The sequence below is a fragment of the Asaia bogorensis NBRC 16594 genome, from assembly GCF_001547995.1.
GTDB classification, from domain to species: domain Bacteria; phylum Pseudomonadota; class Alphaproteobacteria; order Acetobacterales; family Acetobacteraceae; genus Asaia; species Asaia bogorensis.
This window is the reverse complement of the sequence record NZ_AP014690.1, coordinates 295,361-316,479: the sequence shown is the minus strand read 5'-3', so window position 1 is coordinate 316,479 and position 21,119 is coordinate 295,361. Positions and strand designations below refer to the sequence as shown.

Sequence of the window (21,119 nt, the reverse complement as noted above, 5' to 3'; positions counted from 1 at the left end):
GCCCTGTCCGCATAAAATACGCCACTGATGGGCCCTGCCATGACAGGGCCCTTCCACGAAAGGATCCCTGGCAACCCTGGAAACTGGTTTCAGGTGATGGCGTGGATCCAGCCATGCGCATCATTGGTCTTGCCAGCCTGAATATCGGTCAAGGCTTTCTTGATCGCAAGCGAGACCTCACCCGGCGTCTTGCCGTCGCCAAAGACAGCCTCGCCACCCGTGCGACGCAGGGCGCCGATCGGGCTGATAACGGCAGCCGTTCCGCAGGCAAAGGCCTCCTTGTAGCGGCCAGAAGCGGCACCGGCGAAAATCTCGTCGATCTCAAGCGGGGTCTGCTCGATTTTCAGACCGCGATCCTTCGCAAGCTGCAGGATGGCATCGCGCGTAATGCCTGGCAGGATGGTGCCCGTCAGCGGAGGCGTGACCAATGTGTTGTCATCGCGCAGGAACATGACATTCATGCCCCCCATCTCCTCGACGAAACGCTGTTCGCGGCTATCGAGGAACAGCACCTGATCGCAGCCATGCATTTTGGAACCGCGCTGGGCCACAAGGCTTGCAGCGTAATTGCCACCACACTTGGCAGCCCCCGTGCCACCCGGTGCGGCACGCGTGTAATCTTCCGACACCCATACGGAGACGCAGCCGGAACCGAAATAGGCGCCCACAGGACAGGCAATGACGATGAACAGATATTCGGATGCAGGCTTGACGCCAAGGAACACTTCCGTCGCGATCATGAAAGGCCGCAGATAGAGGCTCTTGCCCTCACCGGTCGGCACCCAGTCCTGATCGATCTTCACGAGTTCATCGACGGCCTGCATGAAAATTTCCTGCGGCAGGTCGGCCATGGCCATACGCTCTGCCGAAGCCCGGAAGCGCCTGGCATTCTCCTCGGGACGGAAAGTCGCAATACCCCCTCCTTCGGTGCGGTAGGCCTTCATGCCCTCGAAAATTTCCTGCGCATAATGCAGGACCGAAGCCGCCGGATCGAGGGTGAGCGGCTTGCGCGCGGTGATGCGCGCATCGTGCCAGCCGCGGCCCTCGGTGTATTTCACAATGGCCATATGGTCGGTGAAGACACGTCCGAAAGCGGGATTGGCAATAAGATCCGCACGGTGATCCGCAGGAGTCGGATTACTGGTGGGCTCGATGGTGAAATGCAGGGCTGCGCTCTCGGAAACCATGGTCTGATCCATTTTCGTGTCAACAGTCAGCGCACTCTATCCCGTTCGCTGCATCTTGACACCCTTTGATAGGGAGAGAGAAGAACAGCCCCTCGCCTGACGCTTTCGTGAGCCTTTCCTGCCACCCGGCAAGGTGGAGGGCCATGCTGGCGGCAACTCCCTAAACGGATCAGGCAAACGGACCATAGACAGGCCTGTGACAGAGGCTGATGAGCAGAAGGGCGTATCATGAGCGCATCGACCCCCATCCGGACCCTCACCCCGCAGGCCGTAAAAGCGCAAAAAGGTGGCGCGCCCCTTGTGTGCCTTACCGCCTATACGACACCGGTGGCACGCCTTGCCGATGCGGCCTGCGATATCGTTCTGGTGGGCGACAGCGTCGGTATGGTCCTGCATGGCCTACCCTCCACGCTGGGTGTCAGCATGGAGATGATGATCCTGCACGGGCAGGCCGTCATGCGCGGCATCACGCGTGCCCTGTGCGTGGTGGACATGCCCTTCGGCTCCTATGAGGAAAGCCCGGCCCAGGCCTTTCGCAACGCGTCGCGCCTGCTGGCCCAAACCGGCGCGAGCGCGGTCAAGCTCGAAGGCGGCGTGCATATGAAGGAGACAATTGCCTTTCTGGTGGCACGCGGCATTCCGGTCATGGGCCATGTAGGACTTACCCCGCAGGCCGTGCATGCTCTGGGCGGCTACAAGGTTCAGGGCCGCGACGAGGATGCACAGCGCGTCATGGACGACGCCCGGGCTGTGCAGGAGGCGGGCGCTTTTGCCGTCGTGCTCGAAAAACTGCCTCGCATACTCGGTGAATCCATCACGCAGGCTCTGACGATCCCGACGATCGGTATTGGCGCCGGACCTGAATGTGACGGCCAGATACTCGTCATTGACGACATGCTCGGGCTTTTTGCCGATTTCAAGCCGAAATTCGTCAAGCGTTATGCCCATCTTGCCGAGCAGGCCGAACAGGCTCTTGCCGCTTATGCGCAGGACGTTCGGGCGCGCGCCTTTCCGGGGCCCGAGCACAGCTTTGGAGAGCGCTCATGATCATTCGCGATATCGCGACACTGCGCCAGACCGTCCGGCGCTGGAAAGAGGGTGGAGAGACGACAGGGCTCGTTCCCACGATGGGTGCCTTGCATGAAGGCCATCTGAGCCTCGTCAAACAGGCGCGCAAGCAGGCCGACCGGGTGATCGTCTCGATTTTCGTCAACCCGACGCAGTTCAACAATCCGACTGATCTCGCCACCTATCCCCGCACGGAAGAGGCCGATATCGCCCTTCTGGGCGATGCGGACGCGATTTTCATCCCCTCGGTCGACACCATGTATCCGGCGGGGTTCAACAGCCGTGTGCAGGTCATGACCATGACGGAAATGCTGGAGGGCGCCCACAGGCCAGGCCATTTCGACGGCATGGCGACCGTGGTGACCAAGCTCTTCGGCATTACGCAGGCGGATATCGCTTTTTTCGGTGAAAAGGACTGGCAGCAGCTTCAGATCATCCGCCGGTTCGTTCAGGATCTGAATATATCGATCAACATTGTGGCGTGCCCGACCCTGCGCGAAGCCGATGGTCTGGCAATGTCCTCGCGCAACCGTCGGCTCTCCCCGCAAGCGCGTGCCATCGCGCCCGAACTGCATGCCACGTTGCAGGAAACTGCCGCGCAACTGCGAGCGGGCACCCCTGTCACCGAGGCGCTGGCTCAGGCCAAAACGAGGCTTGCCCGGTCCGGTTTTCAGCCGGTTGATTATCTCGCCTGCTGCGAGGCCGAGAGCCTGACTTCCATCAATGATGTATTCGCAACAAAATATGACCGGGGATCGCTCCGATTACTGGTAGCTGCCGCTCTCGATTCTGTGCGCCTTATTGACAATATCGTTATTTAGTTCTGCGGCGGGGCCGTGCCATGATACCCGCATATTGAGGCGCGACCCGAATGTCGGGCCTCCGGTGCCCTCCTGCCGGAAGGCACCGATGCACAAGAAGGTATGCAAGCATGTCGCTTCCGCTACAGGACAAGGTCGCCGCCGTTACGGGTGGTGCTTCCGGCATCGGTCTGGAATGCGTTCGTCATCTCATCAAGGCTGGCGCTATCGTCTATGTCCTCGACCGCGACAAGGCGGCCATGGAAAAGGCCCGCGAAGAGCTCGGTGAAAAGCTGCACGGCGTCGAGGTCGACCTCTTCCGTCATGCCAGCATCCAGCAGGCTGTCGATACCGTACTGGCCGAGCAGGGCCGCCTGGACATCATGTTCGCCAATGCTGGCTCCTATGTCGGTGGCAACGCCTGGGAAGGCGACCCGGATGTGTGGGACCGTATGCTGAACCTCAACATCAATGCGGCATTCCACTCGGCGCGCGTCGCCATGGTGCCCATGATCAAGCAGGGCAGCGGCGATATCATCATCACCAGCTCGGTGGCAGGCGTTGTGCCGATCGTGGCTGAGCCGATCTATACCGGCTCCAAATATGCCGTGCAGGCTTTCACCCATACCTGCCGTCGCCAGCTGGCACCGCATGGCGTTCGCGTCGGCGCGATTCAGCCCGGCCCGGTTGTCACGCCGCTGATCAATGACTGGGACCCCGAGCGCCGCAAGGCTGCTCTCGAAGGCGGCGGCATGATGCAGCCTTCCGATGTGGCCGAAGCGCTGATCTTCATGCTGACGCGCCGCAAGGGTACGGTCGTTCGTGACCTGGTTCTGCTGCCGAACGGCTTTGACGTCTGATTTAGAGATCAAGGGCGTCCAGGCTCGCTGAGCCCGAGCGCCTGCGAGACTCTGCTGGACAAGAACATGACCCCGCCCCATAGGCGGGGTTCTGTTTTTTCACGGGGCCGATAGAAGATGGACCACGCTTCACCGATCATCGCCGCATACCCCCCCAAACATCGTCCTATGGCATGCCCGGCTGCGCCTTATATCGCCTTCGTACGTTCGAAGGCCCGGTTCCAGCCTTATCGTCATATTGCGATTGACTATTACTTGCGCACTCACTAGCCAGAAGCGAGCTCAAGCCTTCGTGACTGGAACGGCCCCATTCCCAGCGTGCCAGCCCCCTTGCGGCCTCGCGCCCCCCGTCAAACGGACCGCGGCCGGCATATTGACCGCTTCATGTGGCCGCTGCGCCCTGCGCGCCCCATCCTGCTGGCCTTTCACCGTTATCTCGGTCTGGTTCTGGCCCCACTGCTTATTGTGCTCGGTCTGACGGGCAGCATCAGCGTATTCCGGGTCGAGCTTGACCGGATACTCAACCCTGATCTGTTTACGACGACGCATGGCGATAGCCATCTCGCGCCATCTGACCTGATCAGAACCATCGAAACGCGGCACCCCGGTCAATCGCTCATCCTGCTCGATTACAGGCCTGCCCGCTTCGAGACGATCCATGCCTATCTCTCACCGCTCAGGGACCATGCCGGACACCCGTTATGGGACGAGATCTTTCTCGATCCATCGGATGGTCATGAAATGGGGGGGCGACTGAGCGAGGGGTGCTGCCTCGGGCGGCGCGCCCTGATGCCCTTTATCTACCGGCTGCATTATTCGCTGGTTGCCGGTCAGACAGGGCTCTGGATTGTCGGCATCACAGCGCTGATCTGGAGTCTGGATTGCCTGAATGGCCTCCTCCTCACCCTGCCGCCTGCCCTTGCTCCGTGGCGGCAGCGCTTCTGGCCGGGATGGAAGAAATCATGGCTGGTGGCCTCTCCCCGCAATGCCCTGCGCCTGTTTTTCGACCTGCATCGGGCTGCAGGATTATGGTTGTGGCTGCTGTTTCTCGGCATGGCAGTCAGTGGCGTGGCGCTGGCACTCGGCCCCCAGATCTTCCAGCCTGCTGTCAGTGCCCTGTTCCCTCTGGCCCCGCCGCAAGCCGAGATTGCCCTGCCCGGGGGCCCGCATGCATTGACCTTAGAACAGGCCGAGAGTCGCGCCCACAAATGGGTTATCACGCATGGCTGGTCTGCCCGACCCGCTGCCCTCATGCTGACCCACGCGCCCGATACCGCCCTGTTCTATCTGTTCAGTGACTCGGATCGTTTTCCTGCCGGGTTTGGCAGCCCGCTCGTCACAGTGGATTTGCAGACAGGTGCGACGAAGCAGGCCGTAATGGCGCCCCAGGGCCGCCTTGGCGATATGATCCTGCAGATACAGGACCCTTTTCATAGCGGGCGGATCGCAGGACTGCCGGGGCGTATTCTGGTTTGTCTGAGCGGTGTCGCTACGGCGGCTCTTGCCGCTACAGGCGTGCTGATCTGGCTTGGCAAGCGACGTGCCCGCCGTGTCGCAACACGCAAGACGGGTCGCCGGTCCTGAACCTGACACCTGCGCTTCCAGCCGTTTGCGACATTGTCCAGCCGCAAGAACATCACAGCATCAGGTCTTAGAGATCGTCGTCCTCATATGTTTCGTCAGACAGGATCTCGACCGAAAGCACACCGGGGTCGATCTGGTCCTGATCACCCAGAGACAGCATTGCATCCCCCGAAGTCCAGCGTGACTGGGCTGAGTGTTTCTCACACCAGCCGTCTAGCGCAGGGCTGTCGAGATGCTCGGTCATCGTATGGGTCCGGTTTGAGTCGAAGAACGTGATCTTGCCGACAAGCACACCGCGCGATGGGCCGTAATGACTGCCCTCAGCCCAGGCAGGATGAAAAAGCCTCGACACCAGTCGTACGGTCTGGATCTGCCCTGGCACCATGAATATCCAGACCCTGCCGTTCTTGCGTGCGGCTCTTATGCGTCGCCCTCTCTCATCAAGCAGATGGAGATTGGGATCATCGGAACGAGTCAGGACCAGGCTCCCTGAAGAAAACAAAGGCACGCGACACGAGGTTGACAGCGCGACATAACGGATCCGGGAAACGTGTCTTCACCTGATCGACTGGCGCGATCCCCCCAGCGGGCGGGACAGAACGCAGGAAAATCTCTCTAGCCTTTTACATCCTTGTGAACCACCCCCTTTTGCCCGTGCAACACCATGCTCGAACAGGACAGTCTTCCCCCATCAGCCTGACATCGCAGAGGGCGGTCGGATGAACGTTTCAACGTAATGGAATTTCCATGAAACCTCTCTGGCGATCAAAGAACACGCTTCAGGCTGCCGCTCCCTTCTTGTGAGCAGGGTCGTTCACAACGGGTTGAACACTGTGACCTGACGGAACATCACGCCATGTGAGGCATTCTTCACGGGTCCGTGAAATCGTATCCGTGGTCATTCGACCCAAGGAGCCAGCCGATGCCAGAGCAGATCCCTCCCCAGTCGCAATCCCATCAGCCCGGTGTAGAAAAGGCAATGCGCCCGCTCGCCGTTCATATCCGCGATGGTTATCGTGGCAGTGGCAAGCTTTCGGGCAAGACGGCGCTGATCAGCGGGGCTGACAGCGGGATCGGCCGGGCTGCCGCGCTGCATTTCGCCCGCGAAGGGGCCAATGTCGTCATCCTCTACCTTGAGGAACATGAAGACGCGCAGGAGACCGTCAGCCTGATCGAGAAAGAAGGGACCAAGGCGCTTGCCATCGCCGGTGACATACGCTCCAGCGCCTTCTGCAATGACGCTGTAAAACAGACGATCGAGCAGTTCGGCACTCTGGATATCCTCGTGAACAATGCCGGCTGGCAGGTGGTCAACCAGAACAGCGCCACCATCACCGATGATGAATGGCAGCGTCATATGGACACCAACATCAACGGGTATTTCTATCTGACGCGCGCGGCCCTTGCCCATCTGGGTGAAGGCAGCGCCATCATCAATACCTCATCCATCAATGCCTATCGCGGCAGTGCAGGATTGCTGGCCTATTCCACGACGAAAGCCGCCGAGATGGGTTTCACCCGCGCTCTGGCACTCGAACTCGTTTCCAAGGGCATAAGGGTCAATGCGGTCGCGCCAGGACCGGTCTGGACACCGCTGCAGCCGGCAAGCTGGGGACCTGTCGACCCGCAGGAAGTCTCCGGGCTGGCCAATTCCGTGCCGATGGACCGATGCGGCGACCCGGCTGAACTCGGGCCGGCCTATGTCTATCTGGCGAGCGCTGATTCATCCTTCGTGACAGGCCAGACGCTGCATGTGAATGGCGGGACGATCATCAACGGCTGATTTTCTCTGCGGGCATGGTACTCCTTTTGCGCCATGCCCCGGCACACGCGAGTTTGACCGGTTGAGACCTCGCTCCGCATTGCGCTAGCATAACATATCAATTAATCCAGATATATGGAAACATCAGAAGCCCTTGCAGCTTTCGCTGCGCTGTCACAGGCCACACGCCTGAAGATCATACGTTTGCTCGTGCGTCACGAGCCGGACGGCCTGCGTGTCGGCGAAATTGCGACCCAGCTTGAGCAACCACAGAACACGATTTCAACGCATCTGGCCATTTTGCAGCGTGCGGAGCTCCTCACCTCAGAGCGCCAGAGCCGGGCGGTCATTTACCGGGCAGCCGTGGGGCAGCTTGCAGAGCTGATGGCGTTTCTGCTGTCGGAATGTTGCACAGACCGCCCTGATCTCGCCTCGCCAATCTTGTCCGGGCTGCATCTCTGCACGATGGGTGCAAAGCCGAAAAGCTGAACGCCTGTGTTCCTGATGAACATAATAAAGGACGCCCCTACATGCCGGATGCCCCGCTCTACGATCCCCGCCATCTTCATCCTGTCGACCAGGACAGGCTTGAGCCTCGTAGCGGCGCCACGCATCGGCCGCGTATCCTGCTGCTTTACGGTTCGCTGCGCCAGCGCTCGTTCAGCCGCTTACTCGTGATCGAGGCCTCCCGTATTCTGGAGGCGCTCGGAGCAGAAACGCAGATTTTCGACCCTATGGACCTGCCCATAGTCGATTCCGTGACGGATGACCATCCGAAGGTGCAGGAATTGCGCCGCCTGTCCCTGTGGTCAGAAGGTCAGGTCTGGTGCAGCCCCGAACGCCACGGCACATTGACGGCTGTTTTCAAGAACCAGATTGACTGGCTCCCGCTCGAAACCGGTTCCATACGCCCGACCCAGGGACGAACGCTCGCCGTCATGCAGGTTTGCGGCGGTTCGCAGAGCTTCAACACAGTCAATGCCCTGCGCATTCTGGGCCGCTGGATGCGCATGATCACCATACCCAATCAATCCAGCGTGCCCATGGCCTACAAACAGTTCGACGAGAATGACCGGATGATCCCCTCGTCATTCCATGACCGGCTGGTTGATGTCATGGACGAACTCGTCAAGTTCACCCTGCTGACCCGTGACCGTGCCGATTATCTTGTTGACCGCTATAGTGAACGCAAGGTTGCCTTCGAACTACCGGGCGGCCTGTAACGGGCTTCACTCCGTTCGGCGGGGCAACATGTCACAGCTTTGGCTCTCCTCCCAGGCAGAAAGCAGCCCTTCGTGACTCTGCCTGATGACGGTGGCCAGATCACGGTCGTAGAGGCTGTCTTCAACGCCGGAAGAGAAGATTTCGACTGTGCAGGCGCCGCGATAGCCAGCATCGTAGGTTGCCTTCATCAGTGCCCCAAGCGGAATGGCCCCCTCCCCGGGAATAAGACGGTCCATACCGGAACGGGGCGTGCGCCAGTCACTGGCCTGCACAACAAGGATTGCCGTGCCTGCCCGTCTAATTGCTCCGGCACAATCGGGCTGCTGCCAGATGTTCCAGTAATCCAGGCAGAGCCCGCATGAGGAATGCCCAACGGCCTCGATCACATCCAATGCCTGATCAATGGTCCAGATGGCCGTCTCGACATTGATCGAGACGGGATTAAGTGGCTCGATGGCCAGTTTGACTCCGAGATCGGCCGCAAGCGGAGCGAGAGTGCGCAGATGTTTTTGCGTCTCGTCCAGGCAGCGTTGCATATCGCCTTCGGGTGGTGCGCCGGTATTCATGACAAACGACGCGCCCTCGGCATAGGGTGCAAGGCGCTTCAGGCTATCCGCAAAAGCCGTTACACGCGCTTGGGTAGCCTGAGGCTCGGGTGCCATCTGACTGCCGAAAAACGTGCGTATCGACGGCTGCACCGCACTGATGGCAAGTCCGGCCTCCTTCGCCATTTCCATTTGTCGGGGGGCGTTATCCGCATCGAGCTTTGCTTCGCAGATCTCGATCGCCTGCACGCCGAGGCGGGCATAATGCTCAACATCCTGTTCGAATGACCACGGCTGGGTGGTGAATTGATTCATGCCGAATGCAAAAGGGAAAGGGCTCATCGGTCGAGAAACTCCAGCACGGCCTGATTGAATTTCGCTGTTTCATCAATGAAGAGCATGTGGGAGCTGTTCTCGAAATGGAGCACGTCGCATTTCGGCATGTTCTCCGCCACCCAGGCAGGGCCTTCGGGCACGAGTACGGCGTCCTTGCGGGCGACCATCATCAGGGCAGGTAGATCGATATGGGGCAAAAGGTCTCGCCAGTCATGCATTGTATGGTCCGCCATCATTGCGGCGCGGGCATGAGCAGGGCTTTTGGCCATTTCGGCCAGGAGCATGGTGCGCTCGTCATGCGACAGTGTGGTGGCCAGACAATCTGCAAGATTCTGCTGGTCGAATGCCTCCGGCGTCAGGGTCAGTTTCTGGATGGTTTCAGCCAATCCGGCCTGATCGTAACACGCAGCATGACCGTATTTCCATTCAGCAGAGAAATACTGACGGGGCGTTTGCTGCACAAAGATGGTGTTACGCAGATGCGCCTTTCCGAACAGCTCGAGATAAGACCAGATGATCGGGCAACCGATGGACCAGCCCAGAACCGTCACATCATCAAGCTCAAGCTGCGCGATCAGGTCGCGCAGATCCGCCGCGAGGCGGGCGATACGGTAGGAGTGGTCCGGCTTGCCAGACTCGCCATGCCCGCGCAGGTCGAGTGTGATGACACGGGCTTTTTCAGCCAGTGCCGGAATATTGCGATGGAAGAACCGGCCTGAAAATGTCCAGCCATGGATCATGATCAGCGGGCGCCCGCTGCCCTGCTCCTTGTAATGAAGGGTCGTTCCGTCACTGGCAGTAATTTTTGGCAAGGGCCGTTCCTCCGGATGAGGCGGCATACAGGATGCCGCCAGTGCTTCGAGCTCACATGGCTGCGCAAGCGTCCGGAGACGGGATCGGGTTTCATGAAACGATCGTCACGCAACAGCACGAAAACCTGCATGCTCTCGGGCGTTCTGATGGATCGCTCATCGAAGGAAAAACGTTATGGCCCGCGGAAAGGGGCACATTCCACCCCGGCCAGACAAGGCAGATCTGCCCCAGAAAATATGCCCCGTGTGCCACCGCCCTTTCTCCTGGCGCAAGAAATGGGCTCGTGACTGGGATCAGGTGCGTTATTGTTCGGAACGCTGCCGACACGAGGCCGGCAGCGCTACCCGATCGTAACCACGTACCCGGTCAGGCTTGACGCAATGCCTGAGCCGTAACGGTCGTTGGCGTTCGTCCTGCGGAATGGAGGCAATCATCCTGCAGGTGGAGAATGGCACGTGGTGATTCGTGATTATGCCGCTGTTCTCAGATCCCGGGATGTGTTGCGATAGAAAGACGTGTCAACAACATCAATGCTCAGCATGGCGTCATCAGACCCCAGATATCTTGCCAGTGGCAAAAGACCGTCACCCTGTGTCCATCGATAGGCCGAGCTTTCAAGATCGGACCATCCCTCAAGGTAAGGGCGCTCGCGATGCTCGTTGATGGCATGACACCCGTTTTCCCTGAAAAGATGGATATCTCCGATCAGGACACCCAACTCCCTGCGATCGTCGATATAGGCTCCCCTGGCGAGGTCGGGCCTATCGCTGCGTGAGAGAACGCGCACAAAGCGGGTATCTCCTGGCACCTGGAATACGTAGCCCTTGTCGTTGCGGCGCAATGGCCTCAGGCGCTTTCCGCTATCTGTCACGAGATGCAAGTCCGGTTCACGCGTGACGTGACCCTGTGTCAGGCTAACCTTCACCCGGGCGGCGAGTCTGCGGGCAAGAAGCTCTACAAACTCACGTGTCGTATCGAGCGGAGCACAGCGGTTCATTCCCGAGGAGCCCTGCACGTCGTCCACATGACCCAGTCGCTGTAATGAAGCGGCCTGGTCACTGCTTCCGTCGTCAAAATAGCTTTCCGTGTGCGTGTTGTTGGCGAGAAGAACGGAATGGTGCGGCATCTTGATATGATGATAGCTGTAGGACGGCAGTCCGGTCTCGAAGCTTATCGATTCACCGTTTACCAGCATTCGAACAGGAACAAGGCGCCCGCCCAGCAGGAAACAATGCTCGGCTGTCACCAGCAGATCGGCATCCGGCACATTCTCGGCAAACGCTCCCCGACGAATACGAACCGGGTAATGCTCCATTTCCTGCGCATCGGTCATCTCGCCCTTGCCAACCCACTCGATAGCGACCGCGCTCACGCATCTATCCGACCCAACAGTGCAGACAAGATCCCCCGCTACGAGAGTTTCTACGGCGCGGTCTCCGGCAGGGGTACGGATCATGGTTCCGGGCAGGAAGCAGGCAGTGACAACCAGACTGCCATCCGCCGCCATACCAAACGTATAGCCCGTCGCCTTGATCCCCTTGATGTTGAGCGTACGGGTCGACCCGTCACGCATGGTGATCCTCATGGTGTCAGCCGTCGGAAAGTCTACGCTCACCACGTCCTCGCGACGCAACCCGACCAGCTTGATGCTGTCGCTTGCCGCAGTGGTTCCGTTGAATCCCGTTATGATCGAGGATGGCATGCTGTCGGAAAGTATGGTCAACGTGGCATAATTGGCGCCTGCAAGATCAATCGTGCCACCGACTGCCCCATCGATCACAGCGGTTGCATTCGCCTGAACCGACAACGTGCCGGCGAGAACACCTCCCGCATTGATTGCCACGGTCGCTCCGGACATGACCGTCTGGTTGGCGATCGTGGCACCACTATAGACCCGCTCGACCGTTCCGGCCCCAAAGACCGAGCCACCCGAGACGATACCACGCACGTTGATCGCCCCCTGTAACTTGCCACCCGCAAGGCCGGTAAGGGTCGCCCCTGCCGCGATGTTCGCGTCCTTGACCACACCGCCATTGCTGACGGTGGCAATACCCTTGCTGGTGACGTTGAGGCCGGAAGCCACACCGGCAACGCCAATCGTTCCCCCCGCAGTAATCGTCTGGCTGAGCGCCAGACCTCCGGCAGCGACAACATCACGACCTGCATTGGCCGTAACGCAGTTAACGAGTGTGCCGCCAGCGGCTGTCGTTCGGGATCCTCCATTGCTCTGTCCCGTGATCGTACCGCCAGAGTCATTGCTGACAATGGCGGTCGAGGCAACGCCCCCTCCTGAGATATGACCACTATTGTATACTCTGCCATCAAGACCCGAAGAGGCGCTCGTCATATCGAGCACACCACCATTCTCGATCTCAACTCGGGATAGATAGCCTCTGGTATTGACTTTGAAATAAGCATTCGTGCCGATCGTCACGTTCCGCGCCTCACCATCGAGATAGACGCTCCCTCCGGCCCGTACGGAGTGCTCATAGATGACCGCACCACTCAGGATATTATCGATCGCATAATAATCTGTTGAACATCCGGAAAGTTTTCCACCGTTGGATACAGTTCTTTTTGCAGTGTTTTTCTGGTAATAAGCGGCCCCACCATTCATAATATTTGTATTAACTGAATTACCACCGCTGACCGTACCGTATACCGTCAACTCATCTGTGTAATCTTTTCCATATACAGTCGATCCTGCTCCGATATATGACATTTCCACAATCTCCGTCCGAGTTGCCTATCCATAGAAATGTATCAGGATGCTTTCTACCCAATATATGCGCTGCAATATTTCAAAATACCCACAATATGAAAAAAATTCTCACTGCAACAAACTGTGTTATATTATTTATATATTATTTATGCACATAAGTGTATCTCTTTATATTGTATTTATTTATATAATCTATGGAGATCCTGTTCAGTGCAATATTCCTGCCTTAAGATCGTCATAAGACATGGAACCGCCCATGTGTCCTTGGAGCTGGTTTCAGACATCCGGAGGTCGTGGTGGCCATCACGGTTCTGACGGACTCTGGCAGAGCAGGAGGGACACTGCGCAAGCAGTCAGGCGGTTCATAAGACCTTGCCGGCAAGCCAGACAGGAAGCGCCCATGAGTTGTACAAGCCTTGCATGGCATCGTAGCCATGGGCGCGGGGCAGAGAGTTAAACCTGCCTTCACGCAGTCATGGCAGCGCCGATAGCGGCACCAGGTAACCCGGAACGAGAAAGCAGGCATGAAAAAACCCGCCCTCTTGCGAGAGCGGGTTTTTCCAAAACGTCCCGCACAAACGGGTCGATTCCTGCGGGGCCGAAGCCCCGAAGTATCAGCGCTTCGAGAACTGGAATGAACGACGAGCCTTGGCGCGACCGTACTTCTTGCGCTCGACAACGCGGCTGTCGCGGGTCAGGAAGCCTGCAACCTTCAGAATGCCACGCAGAGCGGGGTCATAATGGGTCAGGGCGCGCGAGATGCCGTGACGCACTGCACCAGCCTGGCCGGACAGACCGCCGCCCTTGACCGTGCAATACACGTCGAACTGGTTGTAGCGATCCGTCAGCAGGAAGGGCTGCGTGATCAGCATGCGCAGAACCGGACGGGCGAAGTACGTCGTGACCGGACGGCCATTGACGATGATGTCACCCTTGCCCGGCTTGACCCATACGCGTGCCGTGGCGTCCTTACGACGACCCGTTGCATAGGAACGGCCCTGTGCATCGCGCTTGACTTCGTGAACCGGAGCAGCCTGCGTGGCAGGAGCGATACCGGCGAGGTCCTGAAGCGTACCTGTGCGCTCTTGAGTTTCAGACATATCTCTCAGGCCTCGATCACATTGAGGGTGTTCTTGCGGTTCATGGACGCAACATCCAGCTTGACCGGCTGCTGGCCTTCATGCGGGTGCTTGTCACCGGCATAGACATACAGATGCTTCATCTGGGCGCGCTGCAGGGGGCCGCGCGTGATCATACGCTCGACTGCCTTCTCGATCACGCTGCCGGGGTTCTTGCCCTCGAGGCGCTGCGTGATGGTGCGCTCCTTGATGCCACCGGGATGACCCGTGTGGTAGTGGAACAGCTTCTGGCCCACCTTGTTGCCGGTCAGGACGATCTTCTCGGCGTTGATCACGACGATGTTGTCGCCGCAATCGACATGCGGGGTGTACTGGGGCTTGTGCTTGCCGCGCAGGCGGGTCGCGATGATGGTGGCGAGGCGGCCAAGAACGAGCCCTTCGGCGTCGATCAGGGTCCAGCCTTTCGTCACCTCTGCAGGCTTCAACGAAAGTGTGGTCTTCATGATTCTGACTGATCCAGCAACATGTGTTGGTATTGGGGGCGCCTTATGGGGCGTGCCCGCTCGCAGGTCAAGCTTTTTCGACTCTGGCTACCACACGAAAAATGGCTGTTTTCCGCCATTTTTCGCATAACGGTATCATGATACCGCATAAAAAACACCTGAGATTGTCCCTGTTGCAAAGCCGGACTAACATGCAGCCAGTCGATTGAGGCCGTTTCAAGAGGATGATCTGACGTGAAAAGACCCTTGCTTGCCGCAGGCCTGTGCCTTGTTGTCATCGGTCTGGGTGCTATCGGGGTACGCCACGAATCCAAGGCTGAGTTGCAACGCGCCCTTGCGAGCCTGCGTGCCAACCTGCCGCCCGACTCACGTTTCGAATATGATCAGGCCTATCCGCGCTTTCTCGCACGCGGTGCCGGTTTCGAGAATGCCCGCTTCATCCGCGGTGATATTGTCCTCGCGGCAAGACATCTCACCATCAACAATCCCACGGGTTATCTTGCAACGGGGCTGAGCTTTTCACAGATCCATGCTGATCATGTGACAGTTCAGGGGCCTGTGAGCGGTACCATTGGCGAAGTGACGCTCAAGAAGCTTCTGCTACCGCCCTTCAGCCGCGAGAGACGCGATATCGTCACCCTGCCGCCGGCCTCGCAAATTCATTTTCGTCATGGTCAGATCCATGACATCGCCCTGACCGCATCGAGCGGTTGCACGCTCACGATGGGCTACGCCTCTCTCGATAATTACGGCCACGATGATGGCAATGCCGGAAGCCTTCACGAAGGTCATGTGCTTTGCGCGAAAGACAGCATGGTGGCGGGCCTGTTGTCCCGTAGCACCCACCAGGCAACCGCACCTGTCAGCCTCGATATTACCGACATGCATGAAAGTGGCATACGCTACGCCCGCTATGTCGGTTGGGCGGAGCAATTCAGGGGCGGCACCCTGCCGGCTCACGTCGCGCTTTTGTCCGATGCGCTGGAAACCCCTGCAAGAACCGAAACCAAGGGTCTGTCCTTCTCATTCCTCAACCTGCAACTGACATCGGAGACCAGCGACATGCGCCGCTGGAAAGAAGGCGAGACGATCGAAACACGGGGAGAGACGCGTAATTCCTCTCTCAAGATCGGCCCTGCGTCTCCCCTCTCGCTTGTCCTGCCCCCGGTTGTCCACATCAACACGGTCAACCAGACCATGTCCTTCAACACGACCACGCGTACAGGAATGATTGATCTGACGGCCACCACCCCGAAATCCTTCACGGTCAATGCCCGGCTCGCCATGAACAATCTCGAGAATTACGATGCGGAGCATCTGCCCGCCCTCGTTTCGACCGATCTGACCTACACGGATGAAGGGGGCAATCTCGATGCGCTCCTGACGCGCATCGCCGCCCAGCGCAACATGACCCTTGAGGATCTCAAACCGACGCTCCTCATGTCACTGGCCTTCGTCGTACAGAAGGTCCCGGGGCTGAGTGCGGTCCCCGAATTCGTGCAGTCCCCTACAGGGAAAAGCCTGACGCTCTCCTTCCGACCGCCAGTACCCCTCGATAATTCCAGCATGATCAGAATGATCAAGCCGCTATCGCAGGATCCTGCCATGGCACGGGCCTGGTCATCACCGCCCGTCCTTTCCACGACGTTGCACTGAACATGGCGTCACCCATCCATCTGATCGGGGCCAGTGGTCGCTCCGGCTCCGCCATCGCCCGGGCGCTTGCCGCGCAGGGCGACACGGTGATTGCCGTCATACGGTCCCCGAAAAAACTCGAAAGCGCCCAACGTCGTACGGCGCGCATGGCCGATCTGAACGACGCCACCACCCTTGCCACGGCTCTTGAGGGGGCTGAACGGATCGTCTCGACTGCCCATGCCCGCTTCATTCCTGCCATTCTTGCCGCCGCCCCGGCCACTGCCAGCCTGATTGCCCTTGGCAGCACACGAAAATTCACGCGCTGGCCGGACGCGCATGGCAATGGGGTGCTGGCTGGCGAATCTGCCCTGCTGGCGTCAGGGCGCAAAGGCATGATCCTGCATCCGACCATGATCTATGGTGCACAGGGTGAGGACAACGTGCAGCGCCTGGCCAGCCTGCTAAAGCGCCTGCCTGTCATTCCCTTGCCCAATGGCGGACGCTCTCTGGTGCAGCCTATCTATCAGGATGACGTGACACGCGCGGTTCTTGCCGCGCTGGAACTGGCCGAAACAGGCAGGCTGACCGGCCCAGAAGCGCTCGTCATTGCCGGCCCCGAGGCCGTCACCTACCGGCAATTCATCGAGGCGATCCTCAAGGCTGCCGGTCTGGGGCGTCGGCTCTTTCTGCCCCTGCCCGGCCCCTTGCTCGAGGCCCTTGCCCCCCTCGCAGCGAGGCTGCCAGGCTTTCCCACCATAGGGCGCGCCGAGATACGACGCCTGCTCGAGGACAAGGCTTTTCCCGTCCAGCCCATGCAGGACCGGCTGGGCATAACGCCCGTTCCGCTCGAGGTCGGGCTGTCCCGTCTCTTCTCCCCCGCCTCCGAACAGCCCCCCCTCTCCTCTGGAATGCGCCCATGACCCGCCCGATGCCCCAGTCCGTACCCCGCGCCCTGAAAAGCCTGTCCCGCCTCGGCTGCCTGATGCTGGCGATGGTGTCATGCACCACACTGGCGGGCTGCACCGACCCGACAGGGCCGGTTTTCGGTGACTGGTACGGGTTCAACCCACTCCCCACGCCGCAGGGTAATATCTCGATCGAGCTGGTTCTGGATGGCGCCCCAACCGCGACATCGGGCCGCTATCGTCTGCATCGCCAGTCATTCTGGGCAGAGGACATGATGTTCAACCGGGCCGATACGCTCGATGGCACATGGACGCTCAGGGAATATACGGTGGACGGCAAGATCTGGCGCAATGTCTTCCTCAAGGGGCCAGAGCTGCACATCACCCACTACGTGCTGCTGCCCAATGGTTACCTCACCCCCGCAACCGACCAGAACACGCCGGATATGGGTGAAGGGGGATGGAAATGCTGCCGTCTGGCGCCCCGCGCGCGCGACAGCTTCGGCTATGGGCGCGTATAGGACCGGACCCGGACGGCAGGAGCAGCACGCCCATGTCTGACGCTTCGACAATCGGCGCCTGGATGACCCGCTCGGGCGTCGGTTTCGGCACGAGCGGTGCGCGTGGTCTTGTTTCGGCCATGCGCGATGACGTGTGTTTTGCCTATGTGCTCGGATATCTGCAGCATCTCGGCACACTGGGCGAGTTCATGCCCGGCTGCCCGGTTGCCCTGGCGGGAGATCTGCGTCCCAGCACGCCGCGCATCCTCTCCGCCTGCGCGGCCGCCATTGAGCATGCGGGCGGTGTGCCGGTCTTTTGCGGTTATGTGCCAACACCTGCTCTCTGCCTTCATGCCTATGCACGCGGCATACCGTCCTTGATGGTGACAGGCAGCCATATTCCCGCTGATCGCAACGGTATAAAATTCAACCGTGCCCGAGGGGAATTTCTGAAAGAAGACGAGCCCGGGATGCGGGAGCAAAGTGTTGTGCTCCCTGCCGGACTTTTCGACGACCATGGTGCCCTCGTCCAACGTTTCACGTTACCGGACCCCATTGATGTTCTGACGCCTTATATCGCCCGATATCGCGATTTCTTCGGGGCCGATGCGCTGCGGGGCCTTCGCCTTGGCGTCTATCAGCATTCCGCCGTGGGGCGAGATTGCCTGGTCAGTGTGTGCAAGGCACTTGGCGCCAGGGTGACACCGCTGGCCCGGTCGGAAACATTCATGCCGGTCGACACCGAGGCGGTTCGCCCCGAGGACGTCGCTCTGGCCGGTACCTGGGCAGCGACAGGGGCTTACGATGCCCTTTTGACGACAGACGGCGATTCCGACCGCCCCCTCATTGCGGATCGACAGGGCCGATGGCTCCGTGGCGATATCCTCGGCATTCTCGCCGCCCGTTATCTCGGGGCCCAGGCCGTCGCCACACCCATCAACAGCAATACCGCCCTTGAAAAAGCCGGGTTTGCTCGTGCGATTCACCGCACACGCATTGGCTCACCCTATGTCGTTGCTGCCATGACGCAAGCCGCGCAATCGGGGCTGGCTCCGTCCGTGGGCTATGAGGCCAATGGAGGGTTCCTCCTCGCCACACCGGTCATGCGCCCTACGGCCACAGCTCCCGGCGGCGCGCTTGCCGCTCTGCCAACACGTGATGCGGTTCTCCCGATGCTCTGCGCCCTCATGGCTGCGCGCGACCACGGGGATGATCTTGCAGCTCTGGTCGCGACGTTGCCTCAGCGCTACACGTTGAGCGACCGGATCACACCACTGGCAACCGACCGCAGCCTTGAGGCCATCGCGGCCCTGCGCGACTCACTGGCCACCCACCGGCATCTGCCCGCCTTCGCGGCTCTTTGTGGTGACATCGCTCACGTCGATGAGACGGATGGCCTACGCCTGACCTTCGCGTCGCAGGATGTCGTGCATTTCCGTCCCTCAGGCAATGCGCCAGAACTACGGCTTTATGCCGAGGCTGCCACCCAGACACAGGCCCGCCTTCTTCTCGCAACCGCTCTCACGCTTGCCACCTCTTGGCGCGACTGACCATTAGGGATTAGGGTCGGCGCAACGGACAGCCCGCAAGGCTCTGGAAATCCTGCATCAGAGTGTCGCCCGGGCAGACCCGCCGCAGCCCAGTCTCCAGAGCAATTTCAACTGGATCGAGTCTTGTCTTCTTCATCCCTGACGACCCCTCATCGCATTGTTCCTGTCATCCTCTCCGGTGGCTCAGGGAGTCGCCTCTGGCCGGTGTCCCGCAGCAGCTTCCCCAAACAGTTCTGGCCGCTCCTTACAGACAAGACCCTGCTGCAGGAAACCGCCATGCGTGGCATGGCTGCCGGGCTGGAAGCGCCTATTGTTGTGTGCAACGAGTCACATCGCTTCATCATTGCCGAACAGTTGCGGGCGATCGGAATTGATGACGCCAGAATCGTGCTCGAGCCCTCGGCGCGAAATTCGGCCCCGGCTATTGCCGCGGCAGCTTTTCTCGTCGCTGAGCACACGCCAGACGCCATTCTCTGGGTCATGGCTGCGGATGCCGCCATCACCGATATGGACGCCCTTTTCTCGACACTGGCCATTGCCGCAGAGACCGCAGAAAAGGGCTATGTCACGATATTTGGCGTCGAGCCGACCAAACCCGAAACCGGCTATGGCTATATCGAACGCGGTGATGCCCTGGCAGACGTATCGGGCGCCTTCAGTGTCGCGCGTTTCATGGAAAAACCCGATCTGGCAACAGCGACACGGCTCGTTCAGGATCAGCGCTATTCATGGAACTCAGGCATGTTCGTTGCACGTGCCGATATCCTTCTGCGCGAAATCAGCACCTTCGAGCCTGATATTCACGCCCATGTCGAACAGGCCGTTGCAGGCCGCAAATCCGATCTCGACTTCGAACGCCTCGACCCTGAAGCATTCAACCGCTCGCCCGATATCTCCATCGACTACGCGGTCGCTGAACGCACCTCTCATGCCGCCGTCGTGCCGGCACGTTTTGGCTGGTCTGATATCGGCAGTTGGGATGCCCTGTGGGAAATCAGCCCCAAGGACGACGATGGCAATGTGACGTCAGGCGATGTGTTCCTGGACGGCACACGCAATTGCTACGTCCGCTCCGATGGGCCGGTGACAACGGTTATGGGGCTGGATGATCTTGTTGTGGTCGCAACAGAAGACGCCGTGATGGTGTCGCATCGGGACCGGGCGCAGGATGTCAAGAAAATGGTCGCCCGCCTAAGCGAGGCAGGCCGTGCCGAAGCCCTGTCGCATAACCGGATGTACCGCCCCTGGGGCTTTTATGAAAGTTTGATCCAGGGCGACCGTTTTCAGGTGAAGCGGATCCATGTCGACCCCGGTCACACCCTCTCCCTGCAAAAGCACTTTCACCGTGCCGAACATTGGGTGGTGGTTGCCGGTACGGCCGTCGTCACACGCGATAGCGATGAGATTATTGTAAGAGAAAACGAGAGCATCTATCTGCCACTTGGATGCACCCATCGTCTTGCCAACCCAGGCCGGATCCCGCTGACACTGATCGAAGTGCAGTCCGGCCCTTATCTTGGTGAGGACGATATCATTCGTCTTGAGGATGTGTACGCGCGCCCTTGATCCGCAAAATTAGCCTGGCATACACGATCGTGTGCCGGGTTTCCGAAAGAGCCGACATTCAGGTGCGGTGACTACTCGATGCTCTGCATGCCACCGGGTAGTCCGGCAAACTGCATGAAACCACCGTAGAGCAGGGCGCAGACATGAGATGCGCGAGCACTCACGATGCTTTTTCTGATCATATTTTGTGGAAAATGCTGGGGCGAATGACGGGACTCGAACCCGCGACCACCGGTACCACAAACCGGCGCTCTACCAACTGAGCTACATCCGCCACACAGCGACGCCCGATTTAGAGAAATGCAGGGCTGTCGTCTAGTCCCTTTATCGAGATTCTTTTCCACCCCGAGAGGAAACCGGCCATCGACCTGTTCTGGCTGGCAATACCTGCCGGATATGTTGCTCTGTCCCTCAACGCCCGCAGAGGCACGGTACGCACGAAGCACGATTGCCTTTCTGCTGATCGATACCAATCAG

Annotated in this window: 20 protein-coding genes and 1 tRNA gene; 13 read left to right on the top strand and 8 right to left on the bottom strand. The window is 59.5% G+C overall.

The window, feature by feature from the left end:
* Positions 1 to 89: 89 nt before the first annotated feature.
* On the bottom strand, positions 90 to 1,187 hold the full coding sequence (locus Asbog_RS01455) for a branched-chain amino acid aminotransferase (RefSeq protein WP_062165631.1): 1,098 nt from the start codon (positions 1,185 to 1,187) through the stop codon (positions 90 to 92).
* Positions 1,188 to 1,415: 228 nt separating this feature from the next.
* On the opposite strand from Asbog_RS01455, the gene panB reads away from it, so the two are divergent.
* The 4 genes from panB to Asbog_RS01435 all read left to right on the top strand — a co-directional run bounded on the left by panB (position 1,416) and on the right by Asbog_RS01435 (position 5,499).
* A complete protein-coding gene (gene panB / locus Asbog_RS01450) occupies positions 1,416 to 2,234 on the top strand; it encodes a 3-methyl-2-oxobutanoate hydroxymethyltransferase (RefSeq protein ID WP_062163821.1) in 819 nt (272 codons plus the stop codon).
* On the top strand, positions 2,231 to 3,076 hold the full coding sequence (gene panC, locus Asbog_RS01445) for a pantoate--beta-alanine ligase (RefSeq protein WP_062163820.1): 846 nt from the start codon (positions 2,231 to 2,233) through the stop codon (positions 3,074 to 3,076). The genes panB and panC overlap by 4 nt, the downstream gene beginning before the upstream one ends.
* 110 nt (positions 3,077 to 3,186) lie before the next feature.
* A complete protein-coding gene (locus Asbog_RS01440; protein ID WP_023977913.1) occupies positions 3,187 to 3,915 on the top strand; it encodes an SDR family oxidoreductase in 729 nt (242 codons plus the stop codon).
* A 384-nt stretch (positions 3,916 to 4,299) separates the two neighbouring features.
* Complete coding sequence (locus Asbog_RS01435; RefSeq protein ID WP_062163819.1) at positions 4,300 to 5,499, top strand: PepSY-associated TM helix domain-containing protein; 1,200 nt, start codon at positions 4,300 to 4,302, stop codon at positions 5,497 to 5,499.
* A 67-nt stretch (positions 5,500 to 5,566) separates the two neighbouring features.
* On the opposite strand, the gene Asbog_RS01430 is transcribed toward Asbog_RS01435, so the two are convergent.
* Positions 5,567 to 5,884 (bottom strand): hypothetical protein, encoded by a 318-nt coding sequence (locus Asbog_RS01430; RefSeq protein WP_062163818.1) that lies wholly within the window; start codon positions 5,882 to 5,884, stop codon positions 5,567 to 5,569.
* Between the two features lie 537 nt (positions 5,885 to 6,421).
* On the opposite strand from Asbog_RS01430, the gene Asbog_RS01425 reads away from it, so the two are divergent.
* The 3 genes from Asbog_RS01425 to arsH all read left to right on the top strand — a co-directional run bounded on the left by Asbog_RS01425 (position 6,422) and on the right by arsH (position 8,484).
* The gene (locus tag Asbog_RS01425) at positions 6,422 to 7,282 is read left to right on the top strand and encodes a glucose 1-dehydrogenase (RefSeq protein WP_062163817.1); all 861 of its coding nucleotides are present in this window, start codon (positions 6,422 to 6,424) and stop codon (positions 7,280 to 7,282) included.
* A 114-nt stretch (positions 7,283 to 7,396) separates the two neighbouring features.
* On the top strand, positions 7,397 to 7,750 hold the full coding sequence (locus Asbog_RS01420; RefSeq protein ID WP_062163816.1) for an ArsR/SmtB family transcription factor: 354 nt from the start codon (positions 7,397 to 7,399) through the stop codon (positions 7,748 to 7,750).
* 41 nt (positions 7,751 to 7,791) lie between these two features.
* Positions 7,792 to 8,484, top strand: coding sequence for an arsenical resistance protein ArsH (gene arsH / locus Asbog_RS01415; protein WP_062163815.1), 693 nt, complete (start codon positions 7,792 to 7,794; stop codon positions 8,482 to 8,484).
* 6 nt (positions 8,485 to 8,490) lie between these two features.
* On the opposite strand, the gene Asbog_RS01410 is transcribed toward arsH, so the two are convergent.
* Both Asbog_RS01410 and Asbog_RS01405 read right to left on the bottom strand, forming a co-directional pair.
* Positions 8,491 to 9,372 carry a sugar phosphate isomerase/epimerase family protein gene (locus Asbog_RS01410; protein ID WP_062163814.1) on the bottom strand — a complete coding sequence of 294 codons (882 nt, stop codon included), beginning with the start codon at positions 9,370 to 9,372 and terminating at the stop codon, positions 8,491 to 8,493.
* Positions 9,369 to 10,178, bottom strand: coding sequence for an alpha/beta fold hydrolase (locus Asbog_RS01405; protein ID WP_062163813.1), 810 nt, complete (start codon positions 10,176 to 10,178; stop codon positions 9,369 to 9,371). Before Asbog_RS01405 ends, Asbog_RS01410 begins: the two co-directional genes overlap by 4 nt.
* A gap of 175 nt (positions 10,179 to 10,353) precedes the next feature.
* On the opposite strand from Asbog_RS01405, the gene Asbog_RS14135 reads away from it, so the two are divergent.
* Entirely contained in the window at positions 10,354 to 10,533 is a 180-nt protein-coding gene (locus Asbog_RS14135; RefSeq protein WP_083510647.1) for a DUF2256 domain-containing protein, read from the top strand.
* Between the two features lie 115 nt (positions 10,534 to 10,648).
* Here the strand turns inward: Asbog_RS14135 and Asbog_RS01395 are convergent, their stop codons facing one another.
* From Asbog_RS01395 to rplM, 3 genes are all read right to left on the bottom strand, one after another.
* Positions 10,649 to 12,796: a Hint domain-containing protein gene (locus Asbog_RS01395; RefSeq protein ID WP_171840638.1), complete on the bottom strand. Its 2,148-nt coding sequence runs from the start codon at positions 12,794 to 12,796 to the stop codon at positions 10,649 to 10,651.
* Positions 12,797 to 13,515: 719 nt separating this feature from the next.
* Entirely contained in the window at positions 13,516 to 14,001 is a 486-nt protein-coding gene (gene rpsI / locus Asbog_RS01390; RefSeq protein WP_023977906.1) for a 30S ribosomal protein S9, read from the bottom strand.
* Between the two features lie 5 nt (positions 14,002 to 14,006).
* On the bottom strand, positions 14,007 to 14,483 hold the full coding sequence (rplM, locus tag Asbog_RS01385) for a 50S ribosomal protein L13 (RefSeq protein WP_023977905.1): 477 nt from the start codon (positions 14,481 to 14,483) through the stop codon (positions 14,007 to 14,009).
* Positions 14,484 to 14,717: 234 nt separating this feature from the next.
* Between rplM and Asbog_RS01380 the strand changes: the two genes are divergently transcribed.
* The 5 genes from Asbog_RS01380 to Asbog_RS01360 all read left to right on the top strand — a co-directional run bounded on the left by Asbog_RS01380 (position 14,718) and on the right by Asbog_RS01360 (position 20,642).
* Positions 14,718 to 16,139 carry a hypothetical protein gene (locus Asbog_RS01380; RefSeq protein ID WP_146926423.1) on the top strand — a complete coding sequence of 474 codons (1,422 nt, stop codon included), beginning with the start codon at positions 14,718 to 14,720 and terminating at the stop codon, positions 16,137 to 16,139.
* 2 nt (positions 16,140 to 16,141) lie between these two features.
* Positions 16,142 to 17,041: an SDR family oxidoreductase gene (locus Asbog_RS01375; RefSeq protein WP_062163809.1), complete on the top strand. Its 900-nt coding sequence runs from the start codon at positions 16,142 to 16,144 to the stop codon at positions 17,039 to 17,041.
* Complete coding sequence (locus tag Asbog_RS01370) at positions 17,038 to 17,547, top strand: hypothetical protein (protein ID WP_231944621.1); 510 nt, start codon at positions 17,038 to 17,040, stop codon at positions 17,545 to 17,547. The genes Asbog_RS01375 and Asbog_RS01370 overlap by 4 nt, the downstream gene beginning before the upstream one ends.
* Positions 17,548 to 17,609: 62 nt before the next feature.
* Complete coding sequence (locus Asbog_RS01365; protein ID WP_062165630.1) at positions 17,610 to 19,076, top strand: phosphomannomutase; 1,467 nt, start codon at positions 17,610 to 17,612, stop codon at positions 19,074 to 19,076.
* A gap of 123 nt (positions 19,077 to 19,199) precedes the next feature.
* Complete coding sequence (locus Asbog_RS01360; protein ID WP_231944620.1) at positions 19,200 to 20,642, top strand: mannose-1-phosphate guanylyltransferase/mannose-6-phosphate isomerase; 1,443 nt, start codon at positions 19,200 to 19,202, stop codon at positions 20,640 to 20,642.
* Between the two features lie 198 nt (positions 20,643 to 20,840).
* On the opposite strand, the gene Asbog_RS01355 is transcribed toward Asbog_RS01360, so the two are convergent.
* Positions 20,841 to 20,916, bottom strand: a tRNA-His gene (locus Asbog_RS01355).
* Positions 20,917 to 21,119 lie beyond the last annotated feature (203 nt).

Bases quoted from the DNA above. Each gene is read 5' to 3' on its own strand.
- Asbog_RS01425 (WP_062163817.1), top strand. From the start codon at position 6,422: ATGCCAGAGCAGATCCCTCCCCAGTCGCAATCCCATCAGCCCGGTGTA.
- Asbog_RS01420 (WP_062163816.1), top strand. From the start codon at position 7,397: ATGGAAACATCAGAAGCCCTTGCAGCTTTCGCTGCGCTGTCACAGGCC.
- Asbog_RS01410 (WP_062163814.1), bottom strand. From the start codon at position 9,372: ATGAGCCCTTTCCCTTTTGCATTCGGCATGAATCAATTCACCACCCAG.
- Asbog_RS01440 (WP_023977913.1), top strand. From the start codon at position 3,187: ATGTCGCTTCCGCTACAGGACAAGGTCGCCGCCGTTACGGGTGGTGCT.
- panB (WP_062163821.1), top strand. From the start codon at position 1,416: ATGAGCGCATCGACCCCCATCCGGACCCTCACCCCGCAGGCCGTAAAA.
- Asbog_RS01435 (WP_062163819.1), top strand. From the start codon at position 4,300: ATGTGGCCGCTGCGCCCTGCGCGCCCCATCCTGCTGGCCTTTCACCGT.
- Asbog_RS01395 (WP_171840638.1), bottom strand. From the start codon at position 12,796: ATGAATGGTGGGGCCGCTTATTACCAGAAAAACACTGCAAAAAGAACT.
- Asbog_RS01430 (WP_062163818.1), bottom strand. From the start codon at position 5,884: ATGGTGCCAGGGCAGATCCAGACCGTACGACTGGTGTCGAGGCTTTTT.
- rpsI (WP_023977906.1), bottom strand. From the start codon at position 14,001: ATGTCTGAAACTCAAGAGCGCACAGGTACGCTTCAGGACCTCGCCGGT.
- arsH (WP_062163815.1), top strand. From the start codon at position 7,792: ATGCCGGATGCCCCGCTCTACGATCCCCGCCATCTTCATCCTGTCGAC.
- Asbog_RS01455 (WP_062165631.1), bottom strand. From the start codon at position 1,187: ATGGTTTCCGAGAGCGCAGCCCTGCATTTCACCATCGAGCCCACCAGT.
- rplM (WP_023977905.1), bottom strand. From the start codon at position 14,483: ATGAAGACCACACTTTCGTTGAAGCCTGCAGAGGTGACGAAAGGCTGG.
- Asbog_RS01365 (WP_062165630.1), top strand. From the start codon at position 17,610: ATGACCCGCTCGGGCGTCGGTTTCGGCACGAGCGGTGCGCGTGGTCTT.
- Asbog_RS01370 (WP_231944621.1), top strand. From the start codon at position 17,038: ATGACCCGCCCGATGCCCCAGTCCGTACCCCGCGCCCTGAAAAGCCTG.
- Asbog_RS01375 (WP_062163809.1), top strand. From the start codon at position 16,142: ATGGCGTCACCCATCCATCTGATCGGGGCCAGTGGTCGCTCCGGCTCC.
- Asbog_RS14135 (WP_083510647.1), top strand. From the start codon at position 10,354: ATGGCCCGCGGAAAGGGGCACATTCCACCCCGGCCAGACAAGGCAGAT.
- panC (WP_062163820.1), top strand. From the start codon at position 2,231: ATGATCATTCGCGATATCGCGACACTGCGCCAGACCGTCCGGCGCTGG.